General features: G+C 48.4%; 21 protein-coding genes, 3 tRNA genes and 3 pseudogenes. 18 read left to right on the top strand and 9 right to left on the bottom strand.

From position 1 onward, the window contains the following. Positions 1-87: 87 nt before the first annotated feature. On the bottom strand, positions 88-1,122 hold the full coding sequence (locus tag EJO50_RS15595) for a TIGR03790 family protein (protein WP_125975699.1): 1,035 nt from the start codon (positions 1,120-1,122) through the stop codon (positions 88-90). A 362-nt stretch (positions 1,123-1,484) separates the two neighbouring features. On the opposite strand from EJO50_RS15595, the gene EJO50_RS17565 reads away from it, so the two are divergent. After that, on the top strand, positions 1,485-2,066 hold the full coding sequence (locus tag EJO50_RS17565) for a DVUA0089 family protein (protein ID WP_125975701.1): 582 nt from the start codon (positions 1,485-1,487) through the stop codon (positions 2,064-2,066). Positions 2,067-2,133: 67 nt separating this feature from the next. Here EJO50_RS17565 and EJO50_RS17570 read toward each other — a convergent pair. Continuing rightward, positions 2,134-2,841, bottom strand: a pseudogene (locus EJO50_RS17570) (IS3 family transposase); the annotation flags it as partial. Between the two features lie 361 nt (positions 2,842-3,202). Here EJO50_RS17570 and EJO50_RS15620 point away from each other — a divergent pair. Together EJO50_RS15620 and EJO50_RS15625 are read left to right on the top strand one after the other, a co-directional pair. Continuing rightward, positions 3,203-3,976, top strand: coding sequence for a DUF3304 domain-containing protein (locus EJO50_RS15620; RefSeq protein ID WP_164521530.1), 774 nt, complete (start codon positions 3,203-3,205; stop codon positions 3,974-3,976). A 2-nt stretch (positions 3,977-3,978) separates the two neighbouring features. Continuing rightward, a complete protein-coding gene (locus tag EJO50_RS15625; RefSeq protein ID WP_125975709.1) occupies positions 3,979-5,838 on the top strand; it encodes a T6SS phospholipase effector Tle1-like catalytic domain-containing protein in 1,860 nt (619 codons plus the stop codon). Here EJO50_RS15625 and EJO50_RS15630 read toward each other — a convergent pair. After that, positions 5,827-6,576, bottom strand: a complete 750-nt coding sequence (locus EJO50_RS15630; RefSeq protein ID WP_125971449.1) for an IS5 family transposase — start codon at positions 6,574-6,576, stop codon at positions 5,827-5,829. The genes EJO50_RS15625 and EJO50_RS15630 overlap by 12 nt on opposite strands. A 58-nt stretch (positions 6,577-6,634) precedes the next feature. Here EJO50_RS15630 and EJO50_RS15635 point away from each other — a divergent pair, with 58 nt between their 5' ends. Beyond that, entirely contained in the window at positions 6,635-6,970 is a 336-nt protein-coding gene (locus tag EJO50_RS15635; protein WP_164521531.1) for a hypothetical protein, read from the top strand. 108 nt (positions 6,971-7,078) lie between these two features. On the opposite strand, the pseudogene EJO50_RS17575 reads toward EJO50_RS15635, so the two are convergent. From EJO50_RS17575 to EJO50_RS15655, 4 genes and pseudogenes are all read right to left on the bottom strand, one after another. Then, positions 7,079-7,279, bottom strand: a pseudogene (locus tag EJO50_RS17575) (transposase); the annotation flags it as partial. Between the two features lie 207 nt (positions 7,280-7,486). Continuing rightward, a tRNA-His gene (locus tag EJO50_RS15645) sits at positions 7,487-7,562 on the bottom strand. An 81-nt stretch (positions 7,563-7,643) separates the two neighbouring features. After that, positions 7,644-7,720: transfer RNA gene (locus EJO50_RS15650), tRNA-Arg, on the bottom strand. Between the two features lie 81 nt (positions 7,721-7,801). Continuing rightward, positions 7,802-7,878: transfer RNA gene (locus tag EJO50_RS15655), tRNA-Pro, on the bottom strand. A 292-nt stretch (positions 7,879-8,170) separates the two neighbouring features. Here EJO50_RS15655 and folD point away from each other — a divergent pair. From folD to EJO50_RS15715, 12 genes and pseudogenes are all read left to right on the top strand, one after another. Continuing rightward, a complete protein-coding gene (gene folD / locus EJO50_RS15660; RefSeq protein ID WP_125975715.1) occupies positions 8,171-9,025 on the top strand; it encodes a bifunctional methylenetetrahydrofolate dehydrogenase/methenyltetrahydrofolate cyclohydrolase FolD in 855 nt (284 codons plus the stop codon). A gap of 109 nt (positions 9,026-9,134) precedes the next feature. After that, a pseudogene (locus EJO50_RS15665) lies at positions 9,135-10,153 on the top strand (quinone-dependent dihydroorotate dehydrogenase). Positions 10,154-10,214: 61 nt separating this feature from the next. Further along, positions 10,215-10,796: an electron transport complex subunit RsxA gene (rsxA, locus tag EJO50_RS15670; RefSeq protein WP_206434410.1), complete on the top strand. Its 582-nt coding sequence runs from the start codon at positions 10,215-10,217 to the stop codon at positions 10,794-10,796. Between the two features lie 151 nt (positions 10,797-10,947). Further along, entirely contained in the window at positions 10,948-11,514 is a 567-nt protein-coding gene (gene rsxB, locus EJO50_RS15675) for an electron transport complex subunit RsxB (RefSeq protein WP_125975717.1), read from the top strand. 77 nt (positions 11,515-11,591) lie between these two features. After that, positions 11,592-13,679 carry an electron transport complex subunit RsxC gene (rsxC, locus tag EJO50_RS15680; protein WP_125975719.1) on the top strand — a complete coding sequence of 696 codons (2,088 nt, stop codon included), beginning with the start codon at positions 11,592-11,594 and terminating at the stop codon, positions 13,677-13,679. A 252-nt stretch (positions 13,680-13,931) separates the two neighbouring features. Then, positions 13,932-14,948, top strand: a complete 1,017-nt coding sequence (locus EJO50_RS15685) for an RnfABCDGE type electron transport complex subunit D (protein ID WP_125975721.1) — start codon at positions 13,932-13,934, stop codon at positions 14,946-14,948. A gap of 255 nt (positions 14,949-15,203) precedes the next feature. Then, positions 15,204-15,833, top strand: coding sequence for an electron transport complex subunit RsxG (gene rsxG, locus EJO50_RS15690; protein WP_125975723.1), 630 nt, complete (start codon positions 15,204-15,206; stop codon positions 15,831-15,833). Positions 15,834-16,004: 171 nt separating this feature from the next. Next, positions 16,005-16,691, top strand: a complete 687-nt coding sequence (locus EJO50_RS15695; protein WP_125975725.1) for an electron transport complex subunit E — start codon at positions 16,005-16,007, stop codon at positions 16,689-16,691. After that, positions 16,672-16,878, top strand: a complete 207-nt coding sequence (locus tag EJO50_RS15700) for a hypothetical protein (protein ID WP_125975727.1) — start codon at positions 16,672-16,674, stop codon at positions 16,876-16,878. The genes EJO50_RS15695 and EJO50_RS15700 overlap by 20 nt, the downstream gene beginning before the upstream one ends. Positions 16,879-16,889: 11 nt before the next feature. Then, on the top strand, positions 16,890-17,141 hold the full coding sequence (locus tag EJO50_RS15705; RefSeq protein WP_125975729.1) for a DUF2164 domain-containing protein: 252 nt from the start codon (positions 16,890-16,892) through the stop codon (positions 17,139-17,141). Continuing rightward, positions 17,138-17,788, top strand: a complete 651-nt coding sequence (gene nth / locus EJO50_RS15710; protein ID WP_125975731.1) for an endonuclease III — start codon at positions 17,138-17,140, stop codon at positions 17,786-17,788. Before EJO50_RS15705 ends, nth begins: the two co-directional genes overlap by 4 nt. A 228-nt stretch (positions 17,789-18,016) precedes the next feature. After that, on the top strand, positions 18,017-18,472 hold the full coding sequence (locus EJO50_RS15715) for an REP-associated tyrosine transposase (RefSeq protein WP_125975733.1): 456 nt from the start codon (positions 18,017-18,019) through the stop codon (positions 18,470-18,472). An 82-nt stretch (positions 18,473-18,554) separates the two neighbouring features. Here EJO50_RS15715 and EJO50_RS15720 read toward each other — a convergent pair whose 3' ends face one another. Together EJO50_RS15720 and EJO50_RS15725 are read right to left on the bottom strand one after the other, a co-directional pair. After that, complete coding sequence (locus EJO50_RS15720; protein WP_125975735.1) at positions 18,555-19,814, bottom strand: hypothetical protein; 1,260 nt, start codon at positions 19,812-19,814, stop codon at positions 18,555-18,557. Beyond that, positions 19,804-20,721 carry an ABC transporter ATP-binding protein gene (locus EJO50_RS15725; RefSeq protein ID WP_125975737.1) on the bottom strand — a complete coding sequence of 306 codons (918 nt, stop codon included), beginning with the start codon at positions 20,719-20,721 and terminating at the stop codon, positions 19,804-19,806. Before EJO50_RS15725 ends, EJO50_RS15720 begins: the two co-directional genes overlap by 11 nt. Before the next feature lie 421 nt (positions 20,722-21,142). On the opposite strand from EJO50_RS15725, the gene EJO50_RS15730 reads away from it, so the two are divergent. Together EJO50_RS15730 and torC are read left to right on the top strand one after the other, a co-directional pair. Next, positions 21,143-21,304, top strand: a complete 162-nt coding sequence (locus tag EJO50_RS15730; protein WP_125975738.1) for a nitrate/trimethylamine N-oxide reductase NapE/TorE — start codon at positions 21,143-21,145, stop codon at positions 21,302-21,304. Positions 21,305-21,353: 49 nt separating this feature from the next. Beyond that, a complete protein-coding gene (gene torC, locus EJO50_RS15735; RefSeq protein ID WP_125975740.1) occupies positions 21,354-22,535 on the top strand; it encodes a pentaheme c-type cytochrome TorC in 1,182 nt (393 codons plus the stop codon). Positions 22,536-22,542: the final 7 nt, after the last annotated feature.

The raw sequence follows: 22,542 nt of genomic DNA on the forward strand, positions 1-22,542 counted from the left end.
GTACGGAGTTTTACGGAGAAAACCTTGTTTGTGTTTTTCTCTGTGTTTTCAAGATTTGGGTGAGTGGTATGGTGTTACCGTGGGGATTTACTGCTTGCGAGGGCTAAGGCTGCGAAACGGCGCCGCCAGCGGGTCGCCAATAAATACGCCCTGAGCAGGCCATTCCACACTTTTCCAATAGGCTTCTACTGCCGTGGCTCCAGCCAGATAGTGGTAAAGCAAAACCTGCGGGTGAGGGAATTTTTGCGGATAAGAATACGGCTCGCTTACCGTGCCGTAGCTGGCCGTTGCACCGGCTTCCAGCCATTTTAAGCTGCTCATCTGGCTGCTGTCGGTTAGCATGCCACCATAGGAAGTCAGGTGATCAGCCAGCGCCCCGGGCAAAAACTGCAGGGTTTCCAGCTTATCTACCTTCGTTAGCCCTGTTTGATAAAGCAGCACATCTTTCTTATTACTGAGGGCATCGCTGGCCAGATTTTCTATTCTGACTGGGGGGTGTTGCAGGGTTTGGTTTTTAGGGAACAAGGGCGCTCTGGCGCTGCGTGTTGCATCGCTTGTCGTTAAATAATAAGCCGTGCCCCGTGGAAAACTCCCCCAGGCCTCTGCACCACGATCAATCAGCTTTTTAGCCTCGGTCAGATTATTGGCCGCCAGCATCATGCTGGGGCGAATGGCTAAATCGTTAAAAGGCTGGGTGCTGGTGTGGTTAAAGTAAGGTGAGGCGGGTGTAGGTTTGCCACTATTTTGACACAGCCCCTCTTTATACCCCAGCGTAAACACATAGGTCATTCCAAGGCAATTTACCCGATAGGGTTTGGTCCAGGCGAGCGCCAGTGCCTGAATATGCACGGGCAGTGCCGCATCCAGCTCAGCCTTAGCTACTGCAAATTCACCTTCACTGACCCAGCTGCGATCAATGGGCAGGCTAATTTCAAAAATCTGCTCGGCTTTTAAATCATGCTTTTGAGCGTAATAACGGGCAATTTCGGCAGAGAGTGGATCATTACGATTTACTACTACTGCCAATTGTGTGGCATTGAGCTGATAAAAAGGCAGCTTAGGCGGGGCAGCCCAGAGCGATACAGAAATAAATAAACTGATAAGGCCGGAGAGTGGCTTCATAGTAAGAAACCCGAGTCTTTAAATGGGGCTGATGTTATGCCATGCAAAGTTGGAATGCTAGCTAGTTCTGCTATCTGTTTTTTAAAACCGGTGTGTTTATTTGCAACAAAAATCTGTGATGTTTCATTTTACTTTGTGAATAAATGATGACTCTAAAATAAGGCCTAAAGAGTCATTTTTTTCAAAAAAAAATTTTTTATTGTTTTTAAAATGTGAAAACACATTTCACATAGACATAAACAGCCCTTATTAAATTTACACTGAAATACTTATATTAATAAATCATGATGGCGATGCTTGTATATTACTGGTGTTTTTGTGTTAGCTTTCTGACTTTGTAATAATAATTGGAGCCATTTGCAATGTTAAAAAAACTTACGCTTGCAGTTTTATTTGTCTCTTCCGCTTCACAGGCGGCCGTATTTGATTTTAGCGGCAGCATCAATACCCATAAAGATATTGTGAAGCTTGGGTTTACCTTAAATCAAAGTAATACAGCCGTAAAAGTCTGGACTGATTCATTTCGTGCTGGTGTGAACTTTGATCCGATCACTGCCGTATGGAAAAAATCAGGTCAGGAGTGGAATTTAATCGGCCAGAATGATGACGATTCCAGCATTGCAGCCGGGCAAACCCGTTTTGATTCAGGCTTGCAATTTGCAAGCCTGAGTGCTGGTGAATACCTGTTTACGATTGCAACTTTTAATAATTTTGCGCTTGGCACAGTGCTTGGCAGTGGTTTTAAGTACGATCGTGAAGCACCGATTCGCCTGGAAGACTGGAGCCAGCCAGCAAATGCCCTCAATATGGGCAAAAACTGGAGTGTACATCTAAGCGGAGTAGATACGGTGACTCCGGTGCCAGAGCCAGAAACGTACGCGCTGATGGGCATGGGGTTGATTGGATTACTGGGAGCGGCCCGCCGCCGCAAGAATTTAGGCTAATCTCTGCCTGATTTGCAGCAAAAGCCCAGCCTTATGAACTGAGCCCTTAAGTTAGACAGGGTAAAAATCAACTGGCCAAGGGCTGAGTTCTGTATTGCACAGGACTCAGCCCTTTTAATTTCTGCTTGATTCGGTTGTGGTTATAGTAATGCATATAATCCGCGATGCTTTGCTCTAGTTGTTCAAGACGAGTGAATTCTTGACATGCTTTGCACCATGCCTTTTTCTGCTAATTGCTGATGATACTTTGCCATTTGATATTGCCAGCCCTGGTCTGGATGCAAGAGTGGATTTTCATCCATCCCCAGCTTAGCGATCGCCTTTTGCAGCATCCGAGCAACCAGTGCAAATACTGGTCGACGCGCCATTTTAAAGGCAATGATTCCCCATTGTACAAATCCAGCACCGGCGACAGATAAAGCTTTTCTCCCCGCTCATTAAATTCGGTCACATCTGTCACCCACTTCTGATCCGGCTTATCCGCACTAAATTGTTATTGCAATATATTTGGCGCGATTTTGCCGCATTCACCCTTGTATGAACGGTACTTTTTAGGCCGAACGCACGACTTCAAGCCCAGCTCTTGCGTTAAACGCTGAACCGTTTTGTGATTCAGCCATTGGCCTTCTTTTCTCAGCGCCAGCATGATCCGCCGATAACCATAGCGCCCTTTATGCTCAGCAAATAGTGCTTTAAGCTGCGTTTTGACATTCTGATACTTATCGCTCACCGCTAGCGTCAGTTTTTGTTAGTAGAAGGTGCTACGCGGCAATTGCTTTGCTAAAAATTGTACGGCTACCTTTTACTACATGATTTAATTTACAAACCATCATCTGAAGACCTAATACAGCACAAAAAAAGGTTCATGTAATATAAAGGGTTACCTCTAAACCCTTGGATTTATAATTACTTTTGATCTTCTTACCCCTTTCGCCACTGCTTTTAAACAGGATCAGCGCTTTTTTTTCCTTCAGCGAGGCGATGGTGTGGCATGGGATGAGCAGCTTTTGCTGGGATGAATTAACAGACACGACTTCCTGCATAAGCGTCGTTAGCCTATGCCAAGGTAAGCAATGACTGTATGGCTACACAAGACCAATGTTCAAAATGAGTGATGCAGTGCAAAGGAAATAGCCGTGTTTAAAAAATATCTATGCGTATTGTTTGTGCCTTTATTGTTTGCCTGCCAGAAAGAAATTTCATCGGATGAAGAAGCGGTAGCCGCCGCCAGTAAAGTGCCGGCTGATAGTGTGTCTGTCTCAGTAGATGAGGTGAATTACAACGCCGATTTAGAAATTAAATACACGGCATTTGATGTATCTGGCGGCGGCTCAACAGAAGCGATCGCCGGGGGGATTGTTGTGCCGTTAGCAGCAGGCGGTGCCAAAAGCTGCTGCGTCAATCTGCCTAAAGTCTGGCGGCCAGGAATCAAAATCAAGGTGGAGTGGCAGGAGGCAGATAAGGAAATTCGCCCTGAAATTTACCGGCAGGCACTGGAATTACCCCGCTATCAAAAGCCAGGCGACGTGTATCTGGTGTTTTACCCTGAGCATCAACTGGAAGTGATTGCCTCACACGTAGAGCCCTCACACCCGGATTGGCCAGGGAAAATAAAAGAGCCTCCGCTGGAAGCATGTCTACAAAAAAATACTAAGAAATTTTGTATGCAGTCATTGCCGAAGTATGGGTGGGGAACTCCAGACTGGAAAGCAAATAATATGAGAGAAACATGTAATGAAAAAGGCCGAAAATCTGAATTAAATTTTTGGAAGATGAATAGCCTTTCTAAGCCTGAGCTTGATGAAGAAATAAAAAATAACAAAAATTCATGCTTATTAATGCAAAAAGAATGCCTAGAGAAATGGAATGTTTCAAATAAGAAAATGTGTTCATTTGAGTATGAGGATTAACAATGTCTGCTCGTTTTAGTGAACTTTGTCGCCAAGACTCGTTAGCGTTGCTTAATAAAGAACGGCTAATTCAATTTAAGAACTTAGACATCCCATCCTGCCTCACCTGCGAAGAAGACATCTTTCTTGGCTTTTTTTTCGATGGCACCAACAACAATAAATATCGGGATACGCCTGAATACTGTCACAGCAATGTAGCCCGTTTATACGAGGCTTATCCGGGCAAGGGCACAATGTCGCAACTGACCTTATCAGGCGGTAGCGTAGTCAAACCGGATGAGCCTTATCTGAAAGGGCGAGGAATAGATCCGTTTTTGTATCGTAAAACCTATATTCCCGGCGTTGGTACGCCGTTTAAAAAGCTGGGGGATAGCGGTGAAGATATGGATAAAACAGGCGGACTGGCCGCTGCCATGCATGCGGAAGTCAGAATATGCTGGGCTCTGCTGCAAGTAAGCAACCATATTGCTGCCGCCTTACTGAAAGAAAACCTAACCGACCCACTTGAAGACGATGGCAAGCTAGCGCAAAAAATGATGGATCACTGGTATGGGGCGCAAAAACCGCTGCCACCCACGCTTAAAATACGCCCTTATCAGTCAACGCCGGATCAGTGGTCTGAAATACCGAACCCAAGAGCAGATTTTAGCCGGGCGACGGTGCTGGCTAAACGCAGCCAGGCATTGCACGAAAAAATCAAAATAAGGCTGGCCAATCAACCTACATTACGTCGGGTCAGGGTTTCAGTATTTGGATTTTCACGAGGAGCGGCAGAAGCCCGTACATTTTGCAACTGGCTGTTAAATGCCTATGGTGGCGGGGTTGGCGGGATAGCACTGAGTATCGATTTTTTGGGTATATTTGACACGGTAGCATCGGTAGGGATTGCCAGAGCTACACCGGGAGCTGATGGCCATTATGCATGGGCCACCGAACAGAATTTAAGCGTTTCTCCCAATATTAAGCGTTGCGTGCATTTAGTTGCTGCGCATGAAGTAAGGGCTTCGTTTCCGCTGGACTCGGTGGGAAATGGCAGCAACCTAAAAGAGGTTGTTTATCCCGGAGTGCACTCTGATGTCGGAGGGGGATATTTACCGGGAGATCAAGGGCGGGCGAGCGGTAAAGGAAGCGAGGGAGATCAGAAAAAAATTTCACAAATTGCGCTGGCCCAAATGTACCGCGAGGCACTCATGGCGGGTGTACCGATGACTTACCCAAGCGACTGGAAGGGCTTTAGAGAGAGCAATTTTAAAACTGACGGCCAAACCATTCAGAAATTTAATGATTATGTAAACGCTACAAGCCAGCTCACAGTTTTGGTGAGTAAAGCCAGCCCGGCCGTAATGGATCCGATGTGGCCTGTTGAGCGTCAGCCTTCAATGCCCTTGTTAAAAATAATACATCAGCACTATGGCTATTTTTTGCAATGGCGTCGCTCCATTCTGGGACATGCTCATGAGCAAGAGAGCCTGAATACATCGACTGCCGCCTCTAAGGCACAAGATATTGTAGATTTTAAAGTAACGGATCAGCAGCTCAGGCAGGAACTAGATTTTTTACAGAATCAATCATCAGTTAAATATTTAAACTCAGATGATCCAGTGATTGAAAACATACTGGGAAAAATAAAGCCCAATCCAAGCAGCATCCCTGTTTCAATGATATTCGCTAGTTTGAGTTTACTGGCTCGTAAATCTGTTATTGATGTGATGAAAGACAAGCAAAAAGAGTGGGACGGGGGAATAAAGGCATTGTGGGCAGGCAACTGCCCGGAAGCCTGCGTGCCTTTCTTTGAAACGCTGATGCATGATTCCAGAGCATGGTTTAAACCACTAGGGTCTGTTGACGTTTCACATCGGTAGCCATAAAAATGCGCACGCCATGGCTATGACACTTTCATAATTTCGCTTCAACTTGTCATATCGGAATGCCACTGCGCGGTAATGCTTCAATCGCGCAAAAGCATTCTCGACCAAATGTCGATAGCAATACAGCCCACGATCTAGATCCACATTCCCTTTGATTGAATTACGTTTTCTGGGAATCACTGATCGCGCACCCTGCGCAGAAATCAGTCCTCGAAGGTACTCACTATCGTACCCCTTATCTGCGATGATCACTTCGGCTGAAGGCAGTTGGGCAATCAGCTCTGGGGCGGCAGTACAATCATTAATCTCGCCTCCGGTAATTTCGAAGGCAATCGGCAAACCATAAGCATCTACCGCCAAATGAATTTTGCTGGTGTTCCCTGCACGGCTTTTGCCAATCGCTTCAGATTGATCGCTGGCCGCCCCGGCGCTGTGTTGATGCGCCTTGGCATAGCTACCATCAATGAATACCCATTCAAAATCGGGGTCGATCAGTAAGGCTTTGAAAATATTGAGCCATTTCCCAGCTACAGACCAAGCATTAAAGCGTTTATAGACTGAATTCCATTCACCAAAGGCGCTGGGTAAATCCCGCCACGGGCAGCCAACGCGCATGCGGTAAAACATTCCTTCGACGGTAATTCGTAAATCAGGCTTGTTGTAAATGGTGTGTTGAAGCAGAATCTTTTCTAGCTTCGACCAAAGCTCGTTACTGAGCATTAATCGGGGCATCGCAAACCTGTAGGGGAAATGGTGTAGGAACCTGAATTCTGCGGGTTTGCATCCGTCATTGCATGACTTTAGCTTGAAACGTCAACAGACCCTAGGAGGAGATGCAGCAGACGAGGCAAAAGTAGAAATAACAAAACTTCAGCGAGACAATCAGCAGACAAGGCAAATCAATGATTACCTGCAGGCAAACCCTGAAGCACAGCGGCGGGCAGGTGTTTCGACGTCAGATACACAAGATCTGATCGGGCGGAATAATGAAAAAATAGCAGAGAATAATAAAATAATTGAAGAGTACAGAACAGGCCGCCGCGTTCGGCTCCTTTATACCGGGCAAGAGCCTTATAGAATGTATGGTTACTTACGCTGGCGTCATATTTTTTCTGCTGCAGGCTAAGAAGGAAGCACGGTTTAGCTGCTTGAAATTGTTGGATTTAGCCAATAAAAAATCAGATACAAAAACAGAGGCAACGTTTAGGCGCAACCATAGAAAACGGCGTTAAATTTTAAGACGCTTGCTTTCGTCATCCAGCTCTTTCATGCGCGTCATCATGGAAACGTCCATGCCGCCAAACTTAGCGCACCACTTGTAGAAAGAGGCAGAGCTCATGCAGTGCTCACGGCACAGATCAGAAATGGTCGAGCCGACCTAGGCTTGCTTTAAAATCACCATAATCTGGCAATATAAATTGCCCACAGTTTTCATGTAGAACGTCTCAAAGACTGCGAGAAAATTCTACTTAAAAATGAGCTGGTTTTGTGGGGGGATTACCCAGGGAGTTGGCAACAAATTTATGCGCGACTTTAAGGAAGGGAGAATAAGTGAATAGCTGAAGTCGGGTTACAAATGGGGTACACGGAAGCAGAAAAGCAAAAAGCCCAATCTTGCAGATGGGCTTTTTGCTTTTCTTACTGGGGTGGCTGATGGGGCTCGAACCCACGACAACAGGAATCACAATCCTGGACTCTACCAACTGAGCTACAGCCACCGCTGAGCGGTGCGTTTAAGACTTAAAATACTACAAGTCTAAAACTAAAATCTGGTTCGTTTTTATAGTCGATCACACACTTGGCGCACCCGACAGGAATCGAACCTGTAACCTACGGCTTAGAAGGCCGTTGCTCTATCCAGTTGAGCTACGGGCACACTGTACAACCGTTCTATAAAATTTCTTATCTGGGGGATAAGGTCTTACCTTAAAACAACTTATCAACTAAGGATAAGTTCTGGTCGGGGCGGTGGGATTCGAACTCACGACCCTCTGCTCCCAAAGCAGATGCGCTACCGGGCTGCGCTACGCCCCGAACAGAGGACGCAATATACTGTGGTGTTTTTTTTGCGTCAAGCATCTGCGTGATCTTTTTTTTGATCAAATAGTGAAAAACACGCGTAAACAGGGGGTGTTCTTCCGCTACTCTTTGTTTTCTATGGTGATTTTTATTGTGAAAAATGTTTTAAATAGGAGCTGAATTTTTTAATATTTCTTGGCTGCTGCTGCATTGCCTGCTTTGAAAAATATGCAGGAAATGTTTGGGTTAGAAGCTTTTGCATGAGAAAATGCGTTTTTTGCGATAGTAAACAGCAGGAGTTTTACCCATGACAGCCCAGATTCTCGACGGAAAAATCATTTCGGCCGAAATTGTTAGTGATGTTCGTGCCAAAGTAGATGCCCGTGTGGCTAGTGGCTTGCGTGCTCCTGCTCTTGCCGTCATTTTGCTTGGAAGCGATCCTGCTTCCCAGGTTTATGTAGGTAATAAAAAGCGTCAGTGTGCTAATGCAGGTATTCGCTCTATTGATATCGATTTGCCTGCAGACACATCTGAGGCAGATTTGCTGGCTCTGGTTGCCAGGTTTAATCAGGATGATGAAATCGACGGTATTCTGGTGCAGCTGCCTTTGCCAAAGCATATCAATGCCGAAAAAGTGATCGAGCTGATTGATCCGGTAAAAGATGTCGATGGTTTTCATCCTTACAATATTGGTCGCCTTGCTTTAAAAATGCCTTTGCTTCGCCCTTGTACTCCACGCGGTGTGATGACTTTATTAGAGCGCACCGGCATTGATATTGCGGGTAAAGATGCTGTTATTGTGGGTGCATCCAATATTGTGGGCCGCCCGCAGGCTTTGGAGCTTTTACTGGCACGCGCTACTGTCACAATTTGCCATAGCAAAACGCGGGATCTGGAAAACAAGGTGCGTGGTGCAGATATTGTGGTGGCTGGTGTGGGTATTCCTCATTTTGTAAAGGGTGACTGGATTAAGGCTGGCGCAATTGTGATCGATGTTGGCATTAATCGCTTGCAAAACGGCAAGCTGTGCGGCGATGTTGAATTCGATGTGGCCAAAGAAAAAGCCGCGTGGATTACGCCGGTGCCGGGCGGAGTGGGCCTGATGACTGTGGCGACTCTGATGCAAAACACTTTTGATGCTTGCGTAAACCGGGCGGATTGAGCGTTTAGTCTCACCTACATAACTCTTTTCTTGATGCCATATTGGAAAAGGGGAACCAGGCAGCGCATTTGGCGCTGCTTTACTTATCAATTGCCGGATTTCCAGCCTCATGCCTTATCAGCTCGCTAAACCTTTTCTTTTTTTGCTTGATGCCGAAAAAGCCCACGCTGCGGCGTTTACCGGCTTACATGCCTTGCATAGTCTGGGTTTTTTGCGCACATTCACGCCTGCTGTACCTGAATACCCTGTTTCGGTGATGGGACTGGATTTTCCGAATCCTGTTGGCCTGGCCGCTGGCCTGGATAAAAATGGTGAGCATATTGATGCCATGGCCGAGCTGGGTTTTGGGTTTTTAGAAATAGGTACCATCACACCGCGCCCGCAGCCGGGTAATCCCAAGCCACGTTTGTTTCGCCTACCGGAAGCCGAGGGCATTATTAACCGTATGGGTTTTAATAATGATGGCGTGGATAAGCTGATCGAGAACGTTAAAAACAGTCATTATCAAGGTATTCTGGGGATCAATATTGGTAAAAACTTTGATACCCCGATCGAGAGTGCGGCTGATGATTATCTGATTTGCCTGGACAAGGTGTACGAACACGCCAGCTACGTTACGGTTAATATTTCCAGCCCGAATACAAAAAATTTGCGCCAGCTGCAAGGTGCAGATGAATTAGGACGTTTGCTGGGCGCTTTAAAACAAAAGCAGACAGAACTTGCTGATCGTCATGGCCGCTATGTGCCACTTGCCCTCAAAATAGCGCCCGATTTAGACAGCAACCAGATACAGGATATCGCCGAGCGCCTGGTGGCAAGTGGTATTGATGCGGTGATTGCCAGCAACACCACCTTATCCCGGGTTGGTGTCGAGCATTTAAAGCACGGCCAGGAAGCGGGGGCTTGTCGGGCGCGCCGGTCAGGGCTAAATCGACCAGAGTGATTCGCGATCTGGCCGAGGCTTTAGATGGTGCCTTGCCTATTATTGGCGTGGGCGGGATTTTCAAAGGCGAGCACGCAACAGAGAAAGTCCGTGCGGGTGCGAGCCTGGTGCAGGTGTATAGCGGCCTGATTTACGAAGGCCCGCAAATGGTAAGTGATTGCGTTGAGGCCATCGCGGCCTTGTGAATAAAAACCGTAGGGCGGTATAAGCCGCAGCTATCGCCGCACTGCGGGGGGATTTAAAACCATGGATTTGCAACACTATTTACTGCTGCTTTTGGGCGCGGTGCTGGTTAACAACGCGGTGCTGGTGCGCATTCTGGGGCTATGCCCGTTTATGGGCGTGTCTAAAAAGCTGGAAGCATCCATCGGCATGGGCCTTGCTACGGCTTTTGTGTTGACACTGGCTTCAGGTACATCGTGGATGATTGATCAGATATTGATCTTCTGGCAGCTGGAATACCTGCGCACGCTGGCTTTTATTGTGGTGATTGCCGCAATTGTACAATTTACCGAAATGTTTATTCATAAGGCCAGCCCTGTGCTGTATCAGGCGCTGGGAATCTATCTGCCCCTGATTACCACCAATTGTGCAGTATTGGGCGTGCCTTTGATTAGCTCGGCGCAAAAATACAATTTTCTGGAGTCGCTGCTGTTTGGTTTTGGCTCGGCCGTGGGGTTTAGTCTGGTGCTGATCCTGTTTGCCGCCATGCGCGAAAGGCTGGAGGGGGCAGATATTCCTGAGTTTTTTAAAGGCACGCCAGTGGCATTTATTACCGCAGGGCTGATGAGCCTGGCGTTTATGGGCTTTGCCGGCTTGGTGCGGTAATTTTAAGAACCTTAAGAATGAGTTCTGTAGACACAGAGAACACAGAGAAAAGCGTTTTTTTGGTTTTCTTCTGTGTGCAGATGTTTAACTTCCCGTTCTTTGTGTCTACAGATCTTTTTTTCAAGGTCTGCGTTTTTAAATTAGGAAAACTATGTCTTTTTTACTGGCCATTTTGTTAATGGCTGTTCTTGCCTTAGTGCTGGGTGCGGTGCTGGGTTTTGCTGCAATCAAGTTCAAGGTGGACGAAGACCCGCTGGTGGATAAGATCGATGCCATCTTGCCGCAAACCCAGTGTGGCCAGTGTGGTTTTCCTGGCTGTAAACCCTATGCCACGGCAATTGCCAATGAAGAAGCCGATATCAATTGCTGCCCGCCGGGCGGTGAAGACGGCATTCGTAAGCTGGCCGATTTGCTGGGCAAAGAATTCAAGCCGCTTAATGCAGAAAATGGTGCAGAAAAACCCAAGTCTGTGGCGCTGATAGATGAAGCTGTCTGCATCGGCTGTACGCTTTGTATTCAGGCCTGCCCGGTCGATGCCATTGTGGGCGCAGCCAAGCATTTACATACCGTAATTGCGGCTGAATGCACAGGTTGCGAGCTATGCGTAGCACCTTGCCCGGTTGATTGCATTGATATTGTTCCACTTGGCACCACGGTGAATAACTGGCGTTGGCGCTATCCGGTTATTCCCATCAAGTTACACTCGGATATTTCATAAATGGCTCCTTGTTCTTATTTGTTTTCTGTCATTTCTACGCGATCATCGTGCAAATTTATGCAATATCCGGGTTGCTTATGAACAGGAAAATTATCACTTTCCACGGCGGTGTGCATCCGCCCGAGCATAAAGCTGAATCGAGCCATTATCCGATCAGAACAGCGCCCTTACCGGCGCGGCTGATTCTGCCGCTGCAGCAAAGCATAGGCAGCGCTGCTAAACCCCTGGTTAAAGTCGGGGACGAGGTGGCAAAGGGCCAGCTGATTGCGGCGGCGGACGGCATGATTTCGGCCGCCTTGCATGCGCCAACTTCCGGGTGCATTGAATCCATTGATTTATATCCGATTGCTCATCCTTCGGGTTTGAGCGATGTCTGCATTGTGCTGATTCCTGATGGCAAAGATCAGTGGCTGGAGCGCCCGGTATTTGACTGGCGTAATGCAGAGCCTAATGCGGTGCGTACTTATTTGCGCGATATGGGTGTGGTGGGCTTGGGCGGCGCAGTGTTTCCATCGCACCTGAAGTTAAGTAGTAAAACCCCGCTTGATACGCTGATTATTAATGGCGCAGAGTGCGAGCCTTATATTACTTGTGACGACAGGCTGATGCGGGAGCGCGCCGCCGAAATCATCGCTGGCATATTAATGGTGCAGTCTTTACTTAATGCGAAGCAGGTGTTGATTGGTATTGAAGACAATAAACCCGAAGCCATTATCACCTTGCGGGCTGCAATTAAAGCCAGCTGCTGCCAGGCTGTTGCCGCCATTGAAGTGGTGCAAGTACCCACGCTTTACCCATCAGGTGGCGCAAAGCAGCTGATTAAATTGCTGTGTAATATCGAAGTGCCCGGCGGCGTGCGCTCCACAGATCTGGGTGTGCAATGCTTTAATGTGGCCACCATTCATAGTATTTATTGCGCGCTGGCCCATGCCGAGCCAGTGATTCGTCGCGTGGTAACGATTACCGGCAATGTAGAGCGCCCAGGGAATTATGAGGCGCTGATTGGCACACCGCTGACAGAGCTCTTAAAAGAGGCGGGGGATAAAGGCAGCTCCGGCTATATCTATGGCGGCCCGATGATGGGCTTTGAGCTGCCATCCTTAGAGGTGGGGTTGAGCAAGGCAGGCAATTGTGTGATCGCCAAAACGCCTGCCGATTTCCCCGACCCACCGCGTGAAATGCCGTGTATTCGTTGCAGCAAATGTGCGACCGCTTGCCCTGCCGAATTGCAACCCATGGATTTATTCTGGTTTGCCAAAAGCAAAAACTTTGGTAAAGCGCAGGAGCGCAATCTGTTTGATTGTATCGAATGCGGTGCTTGCGCCTATGTTTGCCCCAGTAATATCCGCCTGGTGGATTACTACCGCTTTGCTAAATCTGAAATCTGGGCTGCTGAAAAAACTAAGCACGCTGCCGATTTAGCACGCGAGCGTTTTGAGTTCAGAGAATTCAGGGCCGAGCGCGAGAAACAGGAAAAAGCCGAACGCCTGGCCGCCAAAGCGTCGCAAAAACTCGCACAGGCAGTGGCGTCAGATGATCCGGAAGACGCCATCCGTGCCGCCAAAATTAAGGCCGCGATGGCTAAATCTGCAGCGGCAAGCGAATCGCCTGCCAGTGATACGGGCGTTGCTGCGAGCGACACCGATCAAGCTGCGCAATTAGCCGCCGAGAAAAAAGCCAAAATTGCCGCCGCAATGGCCAGAGCTGCTGCTAAAAAAGCCGAGGCAGAGGCTGCTGTGCCCATAGTGCGCAGCGAAGAGCTGCCAATGGCTCCATCGCAAACTCTGCCTGCCAGCAGCCTGGATAAAAGCGACCGTACTAAAGAAATTCTGGATAAACGCCGTGAAGAAAGAGCACGCGTTGCGGCCATGAGCCCGGAAGAACGCGCTGAATGGGAAGCGGTCAAGCAAGCAGAAATCGCCGGGGCTAAAGAGGCTGCAGCATTAAGAAAAGCAGAAAGTGTTGGGCCCGTTGAAGTGCCGGTGCCTTCACTGGATGAAGAAAAAGCCGCCAAAATTCGGGCCTCGATGGCCAAAAGAGACGCAGAAAAAGCCCGTCTTGCTGCCATGAGCCCGGAGGAAAAAGCCGCACTGGCTGCAGAGCGCCAGGCGCGAATTGATGCGGCAATGGCGGCAAAAGCCGCCAAGGCGGCGAAAGATGAATGATTGGAATGATTTCGCGGCAAGTGCCGGAAAACGGCGGGTTTCACCCACCCTAGGGTGATTGGATGCTGGCAAATAGGTGACCGATTTATGCCGAAAATCTGACTTGATGCGTACAGGGCACAGCTTTAACCTGCCCGCGCGGTGAGAGGCAGAGCGACGCGTATTTCTTGTGCTCTGCCTTTTATGATTTCTCCGTGTCTGCAGATTTTAGGTTTTTCTGGTGTATCTCAGTTTTTACTTTTTTGGAATCAAATGAACACATCGCCCTTTTTTATTAAACCGACACCGCTGCAAGTCGTTATGCTCAAAGTGGCGGCGGCTTTGTTGCCGGGGATTTTTGCGCTGACCTGGGCTTTTGGCGTGGGAGTGTGGGTGCAAATTGCGCTGGCGCTGGGTGCCGCCTTGCTGGCGGAGGCGGCTTGTTTAAAGCTGCGTAATTATCCGGTTAAACCTTTCATCAGCGATGGCTCGGCCGTGGTAACAGCGGTTTTGCTGGCTTTATCTATGCCCCCGCTTGCGCCGTGGTGGATGGTGGTGCTGGCTACTTTAATTGCCATTTGCCTGGCCAAGCATCTCTATGGCGGGCTGGGGCAGAATCCGTTTAATCCGGCTATGGTGGGTTTTGCTGTGATGATTGTGTCTTTCCCCGCGCAGATGTCGCGCTGGGCAGCACCTTTGCCGCTGGATATGCCGCATCTGGATAGCCTGGCGCAGATCATCACTATTTTTAGCGGCCAGCTACCAGAAGTTTTTGACACCATGGCTTCAGCTACGCCGCTGGATACGGTTAAGACGGCATTGCTACAGCAGCATGCTTTAAGCGATATTTTTCAGCTGCCTATTTTTGGTGCGGTAGCAGGGGTCGGCAGCGAATGGGCTGCGGCGGGTTTTTTACTGGGGGGCATTTATCTGCTCTGCTCTAAGCTGATCCCCTGGCAAATTCCTGTGGGCTTTCTTGGCGCTTTTATGCTGACCGCCTCGCTGTTTTATGGCCTGGACCCGGCTCATTACAGCCCGCCGTGGTTTCACCTTTTTAGTGGCGCGGCCATTCTGGGTGCATTTTTTATTGTGAGTGATCCGGTTACAGCACCTACCACGTCACGCGGCAGGCTTATCTTTGCTGCTCTGGCAGGTGTGCTGACCTATATGATTCGTGTATTTGGGGCTTATCCGGATGGTGTGGCGTTTGCAGTAATCATCATGAATATCGCCACGCCCTTTATCGACCAATACACCCAACCACCGGTCTTTGGCCGTAAAGCGAAATAAACAAACCCAAATCTTGAACCACGGAGGGCACAGAGAACACGGAGTTTCACGGAGAAAACCGATTTACGGAGTAAACACAGCAGAGACTCTGAGGTGTTAGTGCAACTTGTATGCCTTATGTGTTCAAACAGCGAGTTTTTATATTGAAACTGACCGTTATAAATAGGGTTTGTTTTTCTCCGTGAAACTCTGTGCCTTCCTTTTCCTCCGTGGTTATAGGTGTGGGTTGTGCTTGTCGTTATTTTGGAGAAATAAATGAAAACCATGTTTGCCAATGGGGTGCGTGGTGCGGCGACGCTGTTTTTGTTTGCGGTGGTGTTTACCGCCTTAATGGCTGGCACTTATCAGCTGACGCGCAAGAAAGTTATGTTTAACGAAGAAAAAGCCAAGGTGGCGCTGATTGCCCAGGTATTGCCTGCCAAAAGCTTTGATAACAATCTGCTTAAAGACGCCCACGCTTTGTCAGTAGCGGACGGCAAAGCCTTGGGTAATGATGGGGAAAGTGCTTTTTATCTGGCAAAAAAAGCCGGTAAAACTGTCGCTGCCGTGTTTGAAGCCACTGCGCCCGATGGCTACGCAGGCAAAATTAAATTACTGGTTGGCGTAGATATCGATGGCCAGATTTTAGGTGTGCGGGTTGTGGTGCATAAAGAAACGCCGGGGCTGGGCGATTATATCGACGCAGCCAAATCGCCCTGGATAGAGCAATTTAAAGGCAAAGAGCTGAACGCCCAAAATGCAGCAGCGTGGAAAGTAAAAAAAGACGGCGGTGGTTTTGATTACATGGTCGGCGCCACCATCAGCCCGCGCGCGGTTACCGCCGCAGTAAAAAGAGTGCTGGAATACGTGCACAGCAAACCGCAGCTTTGGGGTACGGTGAATTAAGAAAGGTTTGTAGACACAAAACTCAGCATTTAGGTACACCGCCGAAAACCCAAATCTTGAAACACGGAGGACACAGAGAACACTGAGTTTCAAGATTTGGGTTTTATGCGAAGGAGAAGTTTCCTTTGCTGTGTACATTGGTTTGAATTGCATCACGTTAGGGAGCAGTAAGTGAGCAAAGAAATTATCAGAAACAGCATCTGGAAGCAGAATGCGGGTTTGGTGCAGATTTTAGGCATGTGCCCTGTGCTGGTGGTTTCCAGCAATATTGTGAATGGCGTGTCACTTGGCCTGGCGACAAGTCTGGTGATGCTGGTTTCTGGCGCAGCCATTGCAGCAATTCGGCAACTGGTGCCCAATGAATTACGCAGCCCGATTTTTATTTTGATCATCGCCGCGCTGGTGACGGTGGTTGATTTATTGTTCAACGCCTACGCGCATGGTCTGTATGTGGTGCTGGGGATTTTTATTCCGCTGATTACCACCAACTGCATCGTGCTGGCGCGCGCCGAAGCGTTTGCCTCCCGTAATAGCGTTTGGGATTCGGCATTGGATGGTTTCTTTATGGGGATTGGCCTGACCATGGTGCTGGCAGTGTTGGGCGGGCTACGCGAGCTGGTGGGCAAGGGCACATTGCTCTCTGGGATTGATCTTGTTTTTGGCCCTGCCGCCAAGGCGTGGACGATTTATATTATCCCTGCTGATATGCATTACCAGTTTTTACTCGCCATCCTTCCTCCCGGTGCATTTATCGGCCTTGGGCTATTGATTGCTGGCAAAACTGCGATGGATAAAAGAGCCGAAGCCAAGAGCAAGGCTCAACTTCATCAGCTGCCCGATGCTGTGCCGAATCACTGAGTTTTTGGCCTATCTGCTGCTGGCCTGCCTGGTTTGGTGGCTGATAAGTACGGGTTTTTGGGGCAAGCTGGCGGTATTGATTTTAGGCATCGTGGCCTTGGTGGTGGCGATGTATTACTGCTTCCAAGTAATGAGTGCACCTTGGGACGAGTGGGACGAGATGTCTGATGATGATTTTTCTAAATAAATAGGTCCCCTATGGCATTAAAAATATCCAAAGACGCCGAAGCCTTGCTGGTGAAATCAATTCGCCGTTATTTTGATGAAAATATGGATGAGCCGATTGGTGGCTTGCAGGCGGGCATGTTATTGGATTTCTTTATGAAAGAAATCGCCCCCAGCGTTTACAACCAGGCAATTAATGATGCGCAAAGCTATATGCAAGACAAAGCCCTGGATATGCCGGGCAGCTGTTTTGAGCCGGAATTGAGTTTTTGGGATAAGAAATGAACAAAGAAACCCGGCGCATTTTTTACCAGCGCCTCGCCGATTTAGACCCCCATCCCACCACCGAGCTGAACTACAGCACACCTTTTGAGCTGCTGACGGCCGTCTTGCTGTCGGCTCAGGCTACCGATGTGGGCGTTAACAAAGCCACCAAACGTTTGTTCCCTATCGCCAATACGCCCGAAACGATTCTGGCGCTGGGAGTGGAAGGGTTGGAAGCCTATATCGCCACCATCGGTCTCTATCACAGCAAGGCCAAGCATCTTCTGCAAACCTGCCAGATGCTGATCGATTTGCACGGCAGTGAAGTGCCGCAAGACAGAGAATCGCTCGAAGCCCTGCCAGGGGTGGGCCGAAAAACCGCTAATGTGGTGATGAATACCGCATTTGGCATACCGACCATTGCGGTTGATACGCATATCTTTCGCGTATCCAACCGCACTGGCTTAGCACCGGGTAAAGACGTAAAAGTGGTCGAAGAAAAACTGCTTAAAGTCACCCCTAGTGAATTCAAACTCAACGCCCACCACTGGCTGATTCTGCACGGCCGCTATGTATGCAAAGCACGTAAACCCGAATGCTGGAGCTGCGTGGTGAATGATGTGTGCGATTACAACCCCAAACAAATCACCCCGCCACCGGGGCGGTAAGGCTGCAAAGGTGACAATTCTAAAGCGCATTGAGTAGGAGCGGCTTTAGCCGCGAAAGTGCCGTCAATAAGAACAGCATTCGTGGGTAAAGCAACTCCTACGATGTGTTTATCAAAAAATAAATTGTTGATCTAGAATTGCTGCAGTAAAGGGGTGGCACGGCTTTATTAGTCGATAAACCTTCGCGGCTGAAGCCGCTCCTACGGAGTGCTGGTTAAGGAAAGCTCAGTGAAAAATGCACATGGGCATGATTTGCGAAAAGGGCGGTTTTCTCAAGGTCAGCAAATTTACCTAGTCACCGCTGTTACTCAGCATCGTTTGCCGGTTTTTTCCGATTGGAAAATAGGAAGAAAGTTAGTTCATGAGTTGCAGGCTGCTGATCGTGAGGGAATGTGCAGCACCTTGGCATTTGTGGTGATGCCAGATCATTTTCATTGGCTGCTAGCGTTAGGGGAGCAGGCCGATTTATCTGATTTGTTGCATTTAGTGAAAGGGCGTTCTTCGCGTGAGATTGGCCGAGTAACAGGTATCAGAGGGATTTGGCAGCAGGGTTTTCATGATCATGCCGCACGTTTCGATGAAGATATTCAAGAAATGGCGCGGTATGTGGTGGCGAATCCATTACGGGCAGGATTGGTGCAGCATTTAGGTGATTATCCCCTGTGGGATGCAATTTTCTTTTAGGGCTTTCCGTAGGAGCGGCTTCAGCCGCGAAAGCCATGCTTATAAAACCTTCGCGGCTAAAGCTCATTCTATGTTCGTCACATCAATCCTGCTGCTTCACCAGCGCCTGCCATCTCCAAACCACCAGAGCAATGGCCATGATGGCGTGGATGCTGCTGATTAATACACTGGCTATCGCGGATGGGTGGCTGATAGGCATCAGGAAGTGCGCCAGGCTTTCTAAGCCGCTGCTGTGGGCCAAGAAAGGCAGCAGGCCGTTGATGATGGCCAGATACAGCAGGCTGCTGGCGAGTACGCGTCTGTTCTGGGTATTTAGGGCGATAAACAGGCAGATGGCGCTGTCTCGCAGCAAAATCAGGGCAATGGAAAGCGGGGCGGTGGTGATATTGGCAAATTCGCCCAAGCTAGGCCTTGTCGCTAATAGTGCAAAGGCAAATGCAAGCACCAGTGTGGTGGGCCAGAGTGGCAGATTGATCAGCGCTCCATGCCAGTTTTTGTGTTGAATGCGGGTGATAACCCGTTGCCAGACAGTGAAGCCATTAGGATCTGCAAATAGCATGGCATAAGTCATTCCGCTGCTAATAATCAGCCCAAGCATCGCGAATTGCTCATGTTTAAAACCTGCTAAAAAAATGGCCAGCAAGCAGGCAAACAAGGGCCACGCCCAAGGCAGGGTGCGTACTTGCAAGGCATTTTGCATCAGCCTCCATGCGGCAAAAATGCTGCAAATGGCAAAGAATGCGCCCGCCAGCAGTTGAAATTGCAGCGGCATAAAACTTTTATCCCACCAAATAATCGGTGAGTCGCTGACTTCAAATAGGCTGGGCATCATAAATAAGGCGGGAATAGCGAGAAGCAAATTAAAGCTGCTCCGGCGGTTTTGTGTCAGATCGGATTGGCCCAGCTGCAGATTGATCACCAGCGCCGTGCCGTGCAGCAAAAGGCCGATAGTAATCATTGATAGCGCTTTGCTAATGGTATTCATCGGGCTGGCAGGCAGCTCTGCCACAAGCAGCATCAGCAGGCACAGCGCCCCGCCATACCAATTAAAGAGCGTAGCGCCAAATAGTTTGCCCCAGGCCATTTCCCATGGGCTAAGTGCGCTCATTCTTTGCTGATCCCAGGTGTGGTCGCGCTGCTCATCACTCATGGCGGCCGCTGCGTTTTTTGTGCCCCACAGCCAGACAATTCCTGCAAATAGCGCCATCGCCGTACCACCCAGTTTACTTAATTCTAAGTTCATTCCTACGGCTAAAAAAATCAGCGCAAGAATGACTGGCATGCCGATTAAGCGGCTGGCAGAAAAACTTAGCCATAAATTGCGTTTGAATTCAGGATTCATTTTGTTTTTCCTTGATAGTGCGCAGATAAGCTTGCTGCAGGTTTTGCTCGCCAAAGCTACTGATGGCGAGTCCTGCTTGGATCAGCTCTGCCAGTAATTGAGCCTGCTCATTGCTTGTGCCGCTAAAATCAAACTCGGCGTGATGGTCCTGAGTTTTGCTGAGCACAACGGTGGAGTGGGCGGCCAGTATTTCGGCAAGGTGCGGGTTGGGGCAGGCTAGCCTGAGTTGTAAAGCCCTGCTGTTTGCACTGCGCGAGTCAAGGGCGCGGTGTTCAAGGATTTTTCCATCTTTTAGCACCAGCATATGGCTGGAATAGGCTTCCAGCTCGGCCAGAATATGCGACGACACCAAGAGCGTCATCCCGCTGGCTTGCAGCTGCTTAAATAATATCGCCAGCTCATTACGTGCTTCCGGGTCTAGGCCCGATGCGGGCTCGTCCAGCAGCAACAGCTGCGGAGCATGAATCATCGCCTGCCCGATGGCTACCCGTTGGCGTAAACCTCGCGACAAGCTACTGGCTTTTTGCTCTAAGCGATCTTGCAAAGACAAGCGTCGCGCCGTGTCATGGATTGCCGCTTCAATGGCTTCTTTAGCCAAGCCTTGCGATGCTGCTGCGTATTCCAAACACTGCGCCACGGTTAAATCTTGGTAAAGACCAAAAAAGTCCGATAAATACCCCATCTGCCTGTGCACCGCACGAGGCTTATCCTGCACATTTAAGCCCGCTACCGTAATCGAGCCACAAAGTGGCGTTTCAAGGCCAGCAATGCAGCGCATCAAAGTAGTTTTCCCCGCACCATTGGCACCCACCAGTGCAGTAACACTGCCACGCGCCACACTCAGATTCAATTGATTTAGCGCCCGGTGGCCGGGGTAATCAAAGGTAAGGCCAGAAATTTGGATCATAGAAGTCTCGGGTTGATCTGACTAGATTTGACTGCATGATACTGGATCAAGGGAAGGAATGATTGTAAGAGGCTATTGATGCTTTTTGTGTGTTTATCTTTGGTTTATCAATTATTGGCGGTAAATAGGCTATCACAGGAAGAAAACGAATGCTCTTGTAAACTCCGGTTATGTATTTGGCGCTTTTTTTGTTTTTTAATTGGTTTACTTTTTATGCAAAAAATGTGACGGAATATTGGAAGTGCAATGAGATATTTAAAATTTATGTAATTAATCAAATGAAGATTGATATTGCGCACGCATCCGTTACATGTGTTGTGTTAAAAGTCGGGGTAAATACTTTGCCGGAATAATTCCTTAAAATTGAGTTTGATTTTGGTTGGCATTTATCTTAATAAAAAACTTTAAATGGTTACAAAAAATGACAGAAATAACGACAAAAGAAACGCGCAATAGTGAGTGGAAAAAACTGCTGCTACTGGCTTTTGTGGGTTTACCGATTGTGATGTTTGGTGTGATTGTGACGTATGGTTTGATTGTGCGCTTATTACAGGTTTTTTTAATTGGCTTGCCGGGTGCGTAAAGCGGGATTTTTATCGCGCTTTTTTGTTTTGATGAAATTGGATTTGTTTATGAAAAAAATGTGGACCTGGTTACGAAATTTGTTTTGTAAGCCAGCAGCCAAGATTGGTCTTGGCGTTTTGGTGACGGTGGGTTTTGTTGCCGGTATTTTGGCGTGGCAAGGTTTCAATGCGGGGATGGCAGCAACCAATACTGAAGAATTCTGTGTGAGTTGCCACACCATGCATCAAAACCTCGACGAGCTTAAAGAAACGGTGCATTGGAGTAATCGCTCAGGCGTTCGTGCCAAGTGTTCGGATTGCCATGTACCGCATGACTTTACGGACAAAATGGCGCGCAAGATTCAAGCCAGTGTTGAAGTTTGGTCGCATTTGACCGGCAAAATCGATACCCCCGAAAAATTTGAAGCCAATCGTGCGCGTTTAGCTCAGCACGAGTGGGATCGCTTTAAAGCCAATGGCTCAAAAGAATGTCGTACTTGTCATGATTACAACAGCATGGACTTTGAAAAAATGCGCGAAACGTCGCGCGAAGCCATGCGCGGTGCGGCCGAGCGTAATCAAAGTTGTGTCGATTGCCATCAAGGTATTGCGCACAAAAAACCAGAAAAAACCGATGCCCGTAATCCGGCCTTTGATGGCTTGATTCAAGCCGCAGGCAATGAGAGCGTCAAAGTGGGCGGCACTTACTTTAATGCCTATCCGCGTGAGTTGTACCTGGATGAAGCTTTGAGCAAAGTGGCCGGTAAATTGGAAATCGGCGCGCCAGTCAAAGTCTTGCAAGAGAAGGGCAATGCGCAGCAAGTTGAAGTTTCGGCTTGGCGTAAGAGCAAAGGCTTTGGTCGGGTCTGGTATGGCCATTTTGGTAAAAATATTACTGTTGCCATATTAGAAAAAACCGTGGCGCAGGATAAGCAACTGGTGAAAATACAAGAAAGTAAGGAAGACCCAAACACGGGTTTGATCTGGCAAAAATCGGCCGCCACATTCTGGATTAAGAAAGGCAAAGTGGTTGCGACAACCGATCCAATCTGGGCCGTTGCAAAAGACAGCTACAAAAATAGTTGTAGTGTTTGTCATAAGCAGCCTGATGAAGCACATTTTGATGCAAATACCTGGCCGGGGTTGTTTGGTGGGATGGTCGGCTTTACTAGCATGGATAAAGATACCCAAGGCTTAGTGCTGAAATACCTGCAAAATAATTCGTCAGATTTTAAAAAACCTAGCCACTAATTGAATA

Source organism: Iodobacter ciconiae, assembly GCF_003952345.1.
GTDB lineage: Bacteria > Pseudomonadota > Gammaproteobacteria > Burkholderiales > Chitinibacteraceae > Iodobacter > Iodobacter ciconiae.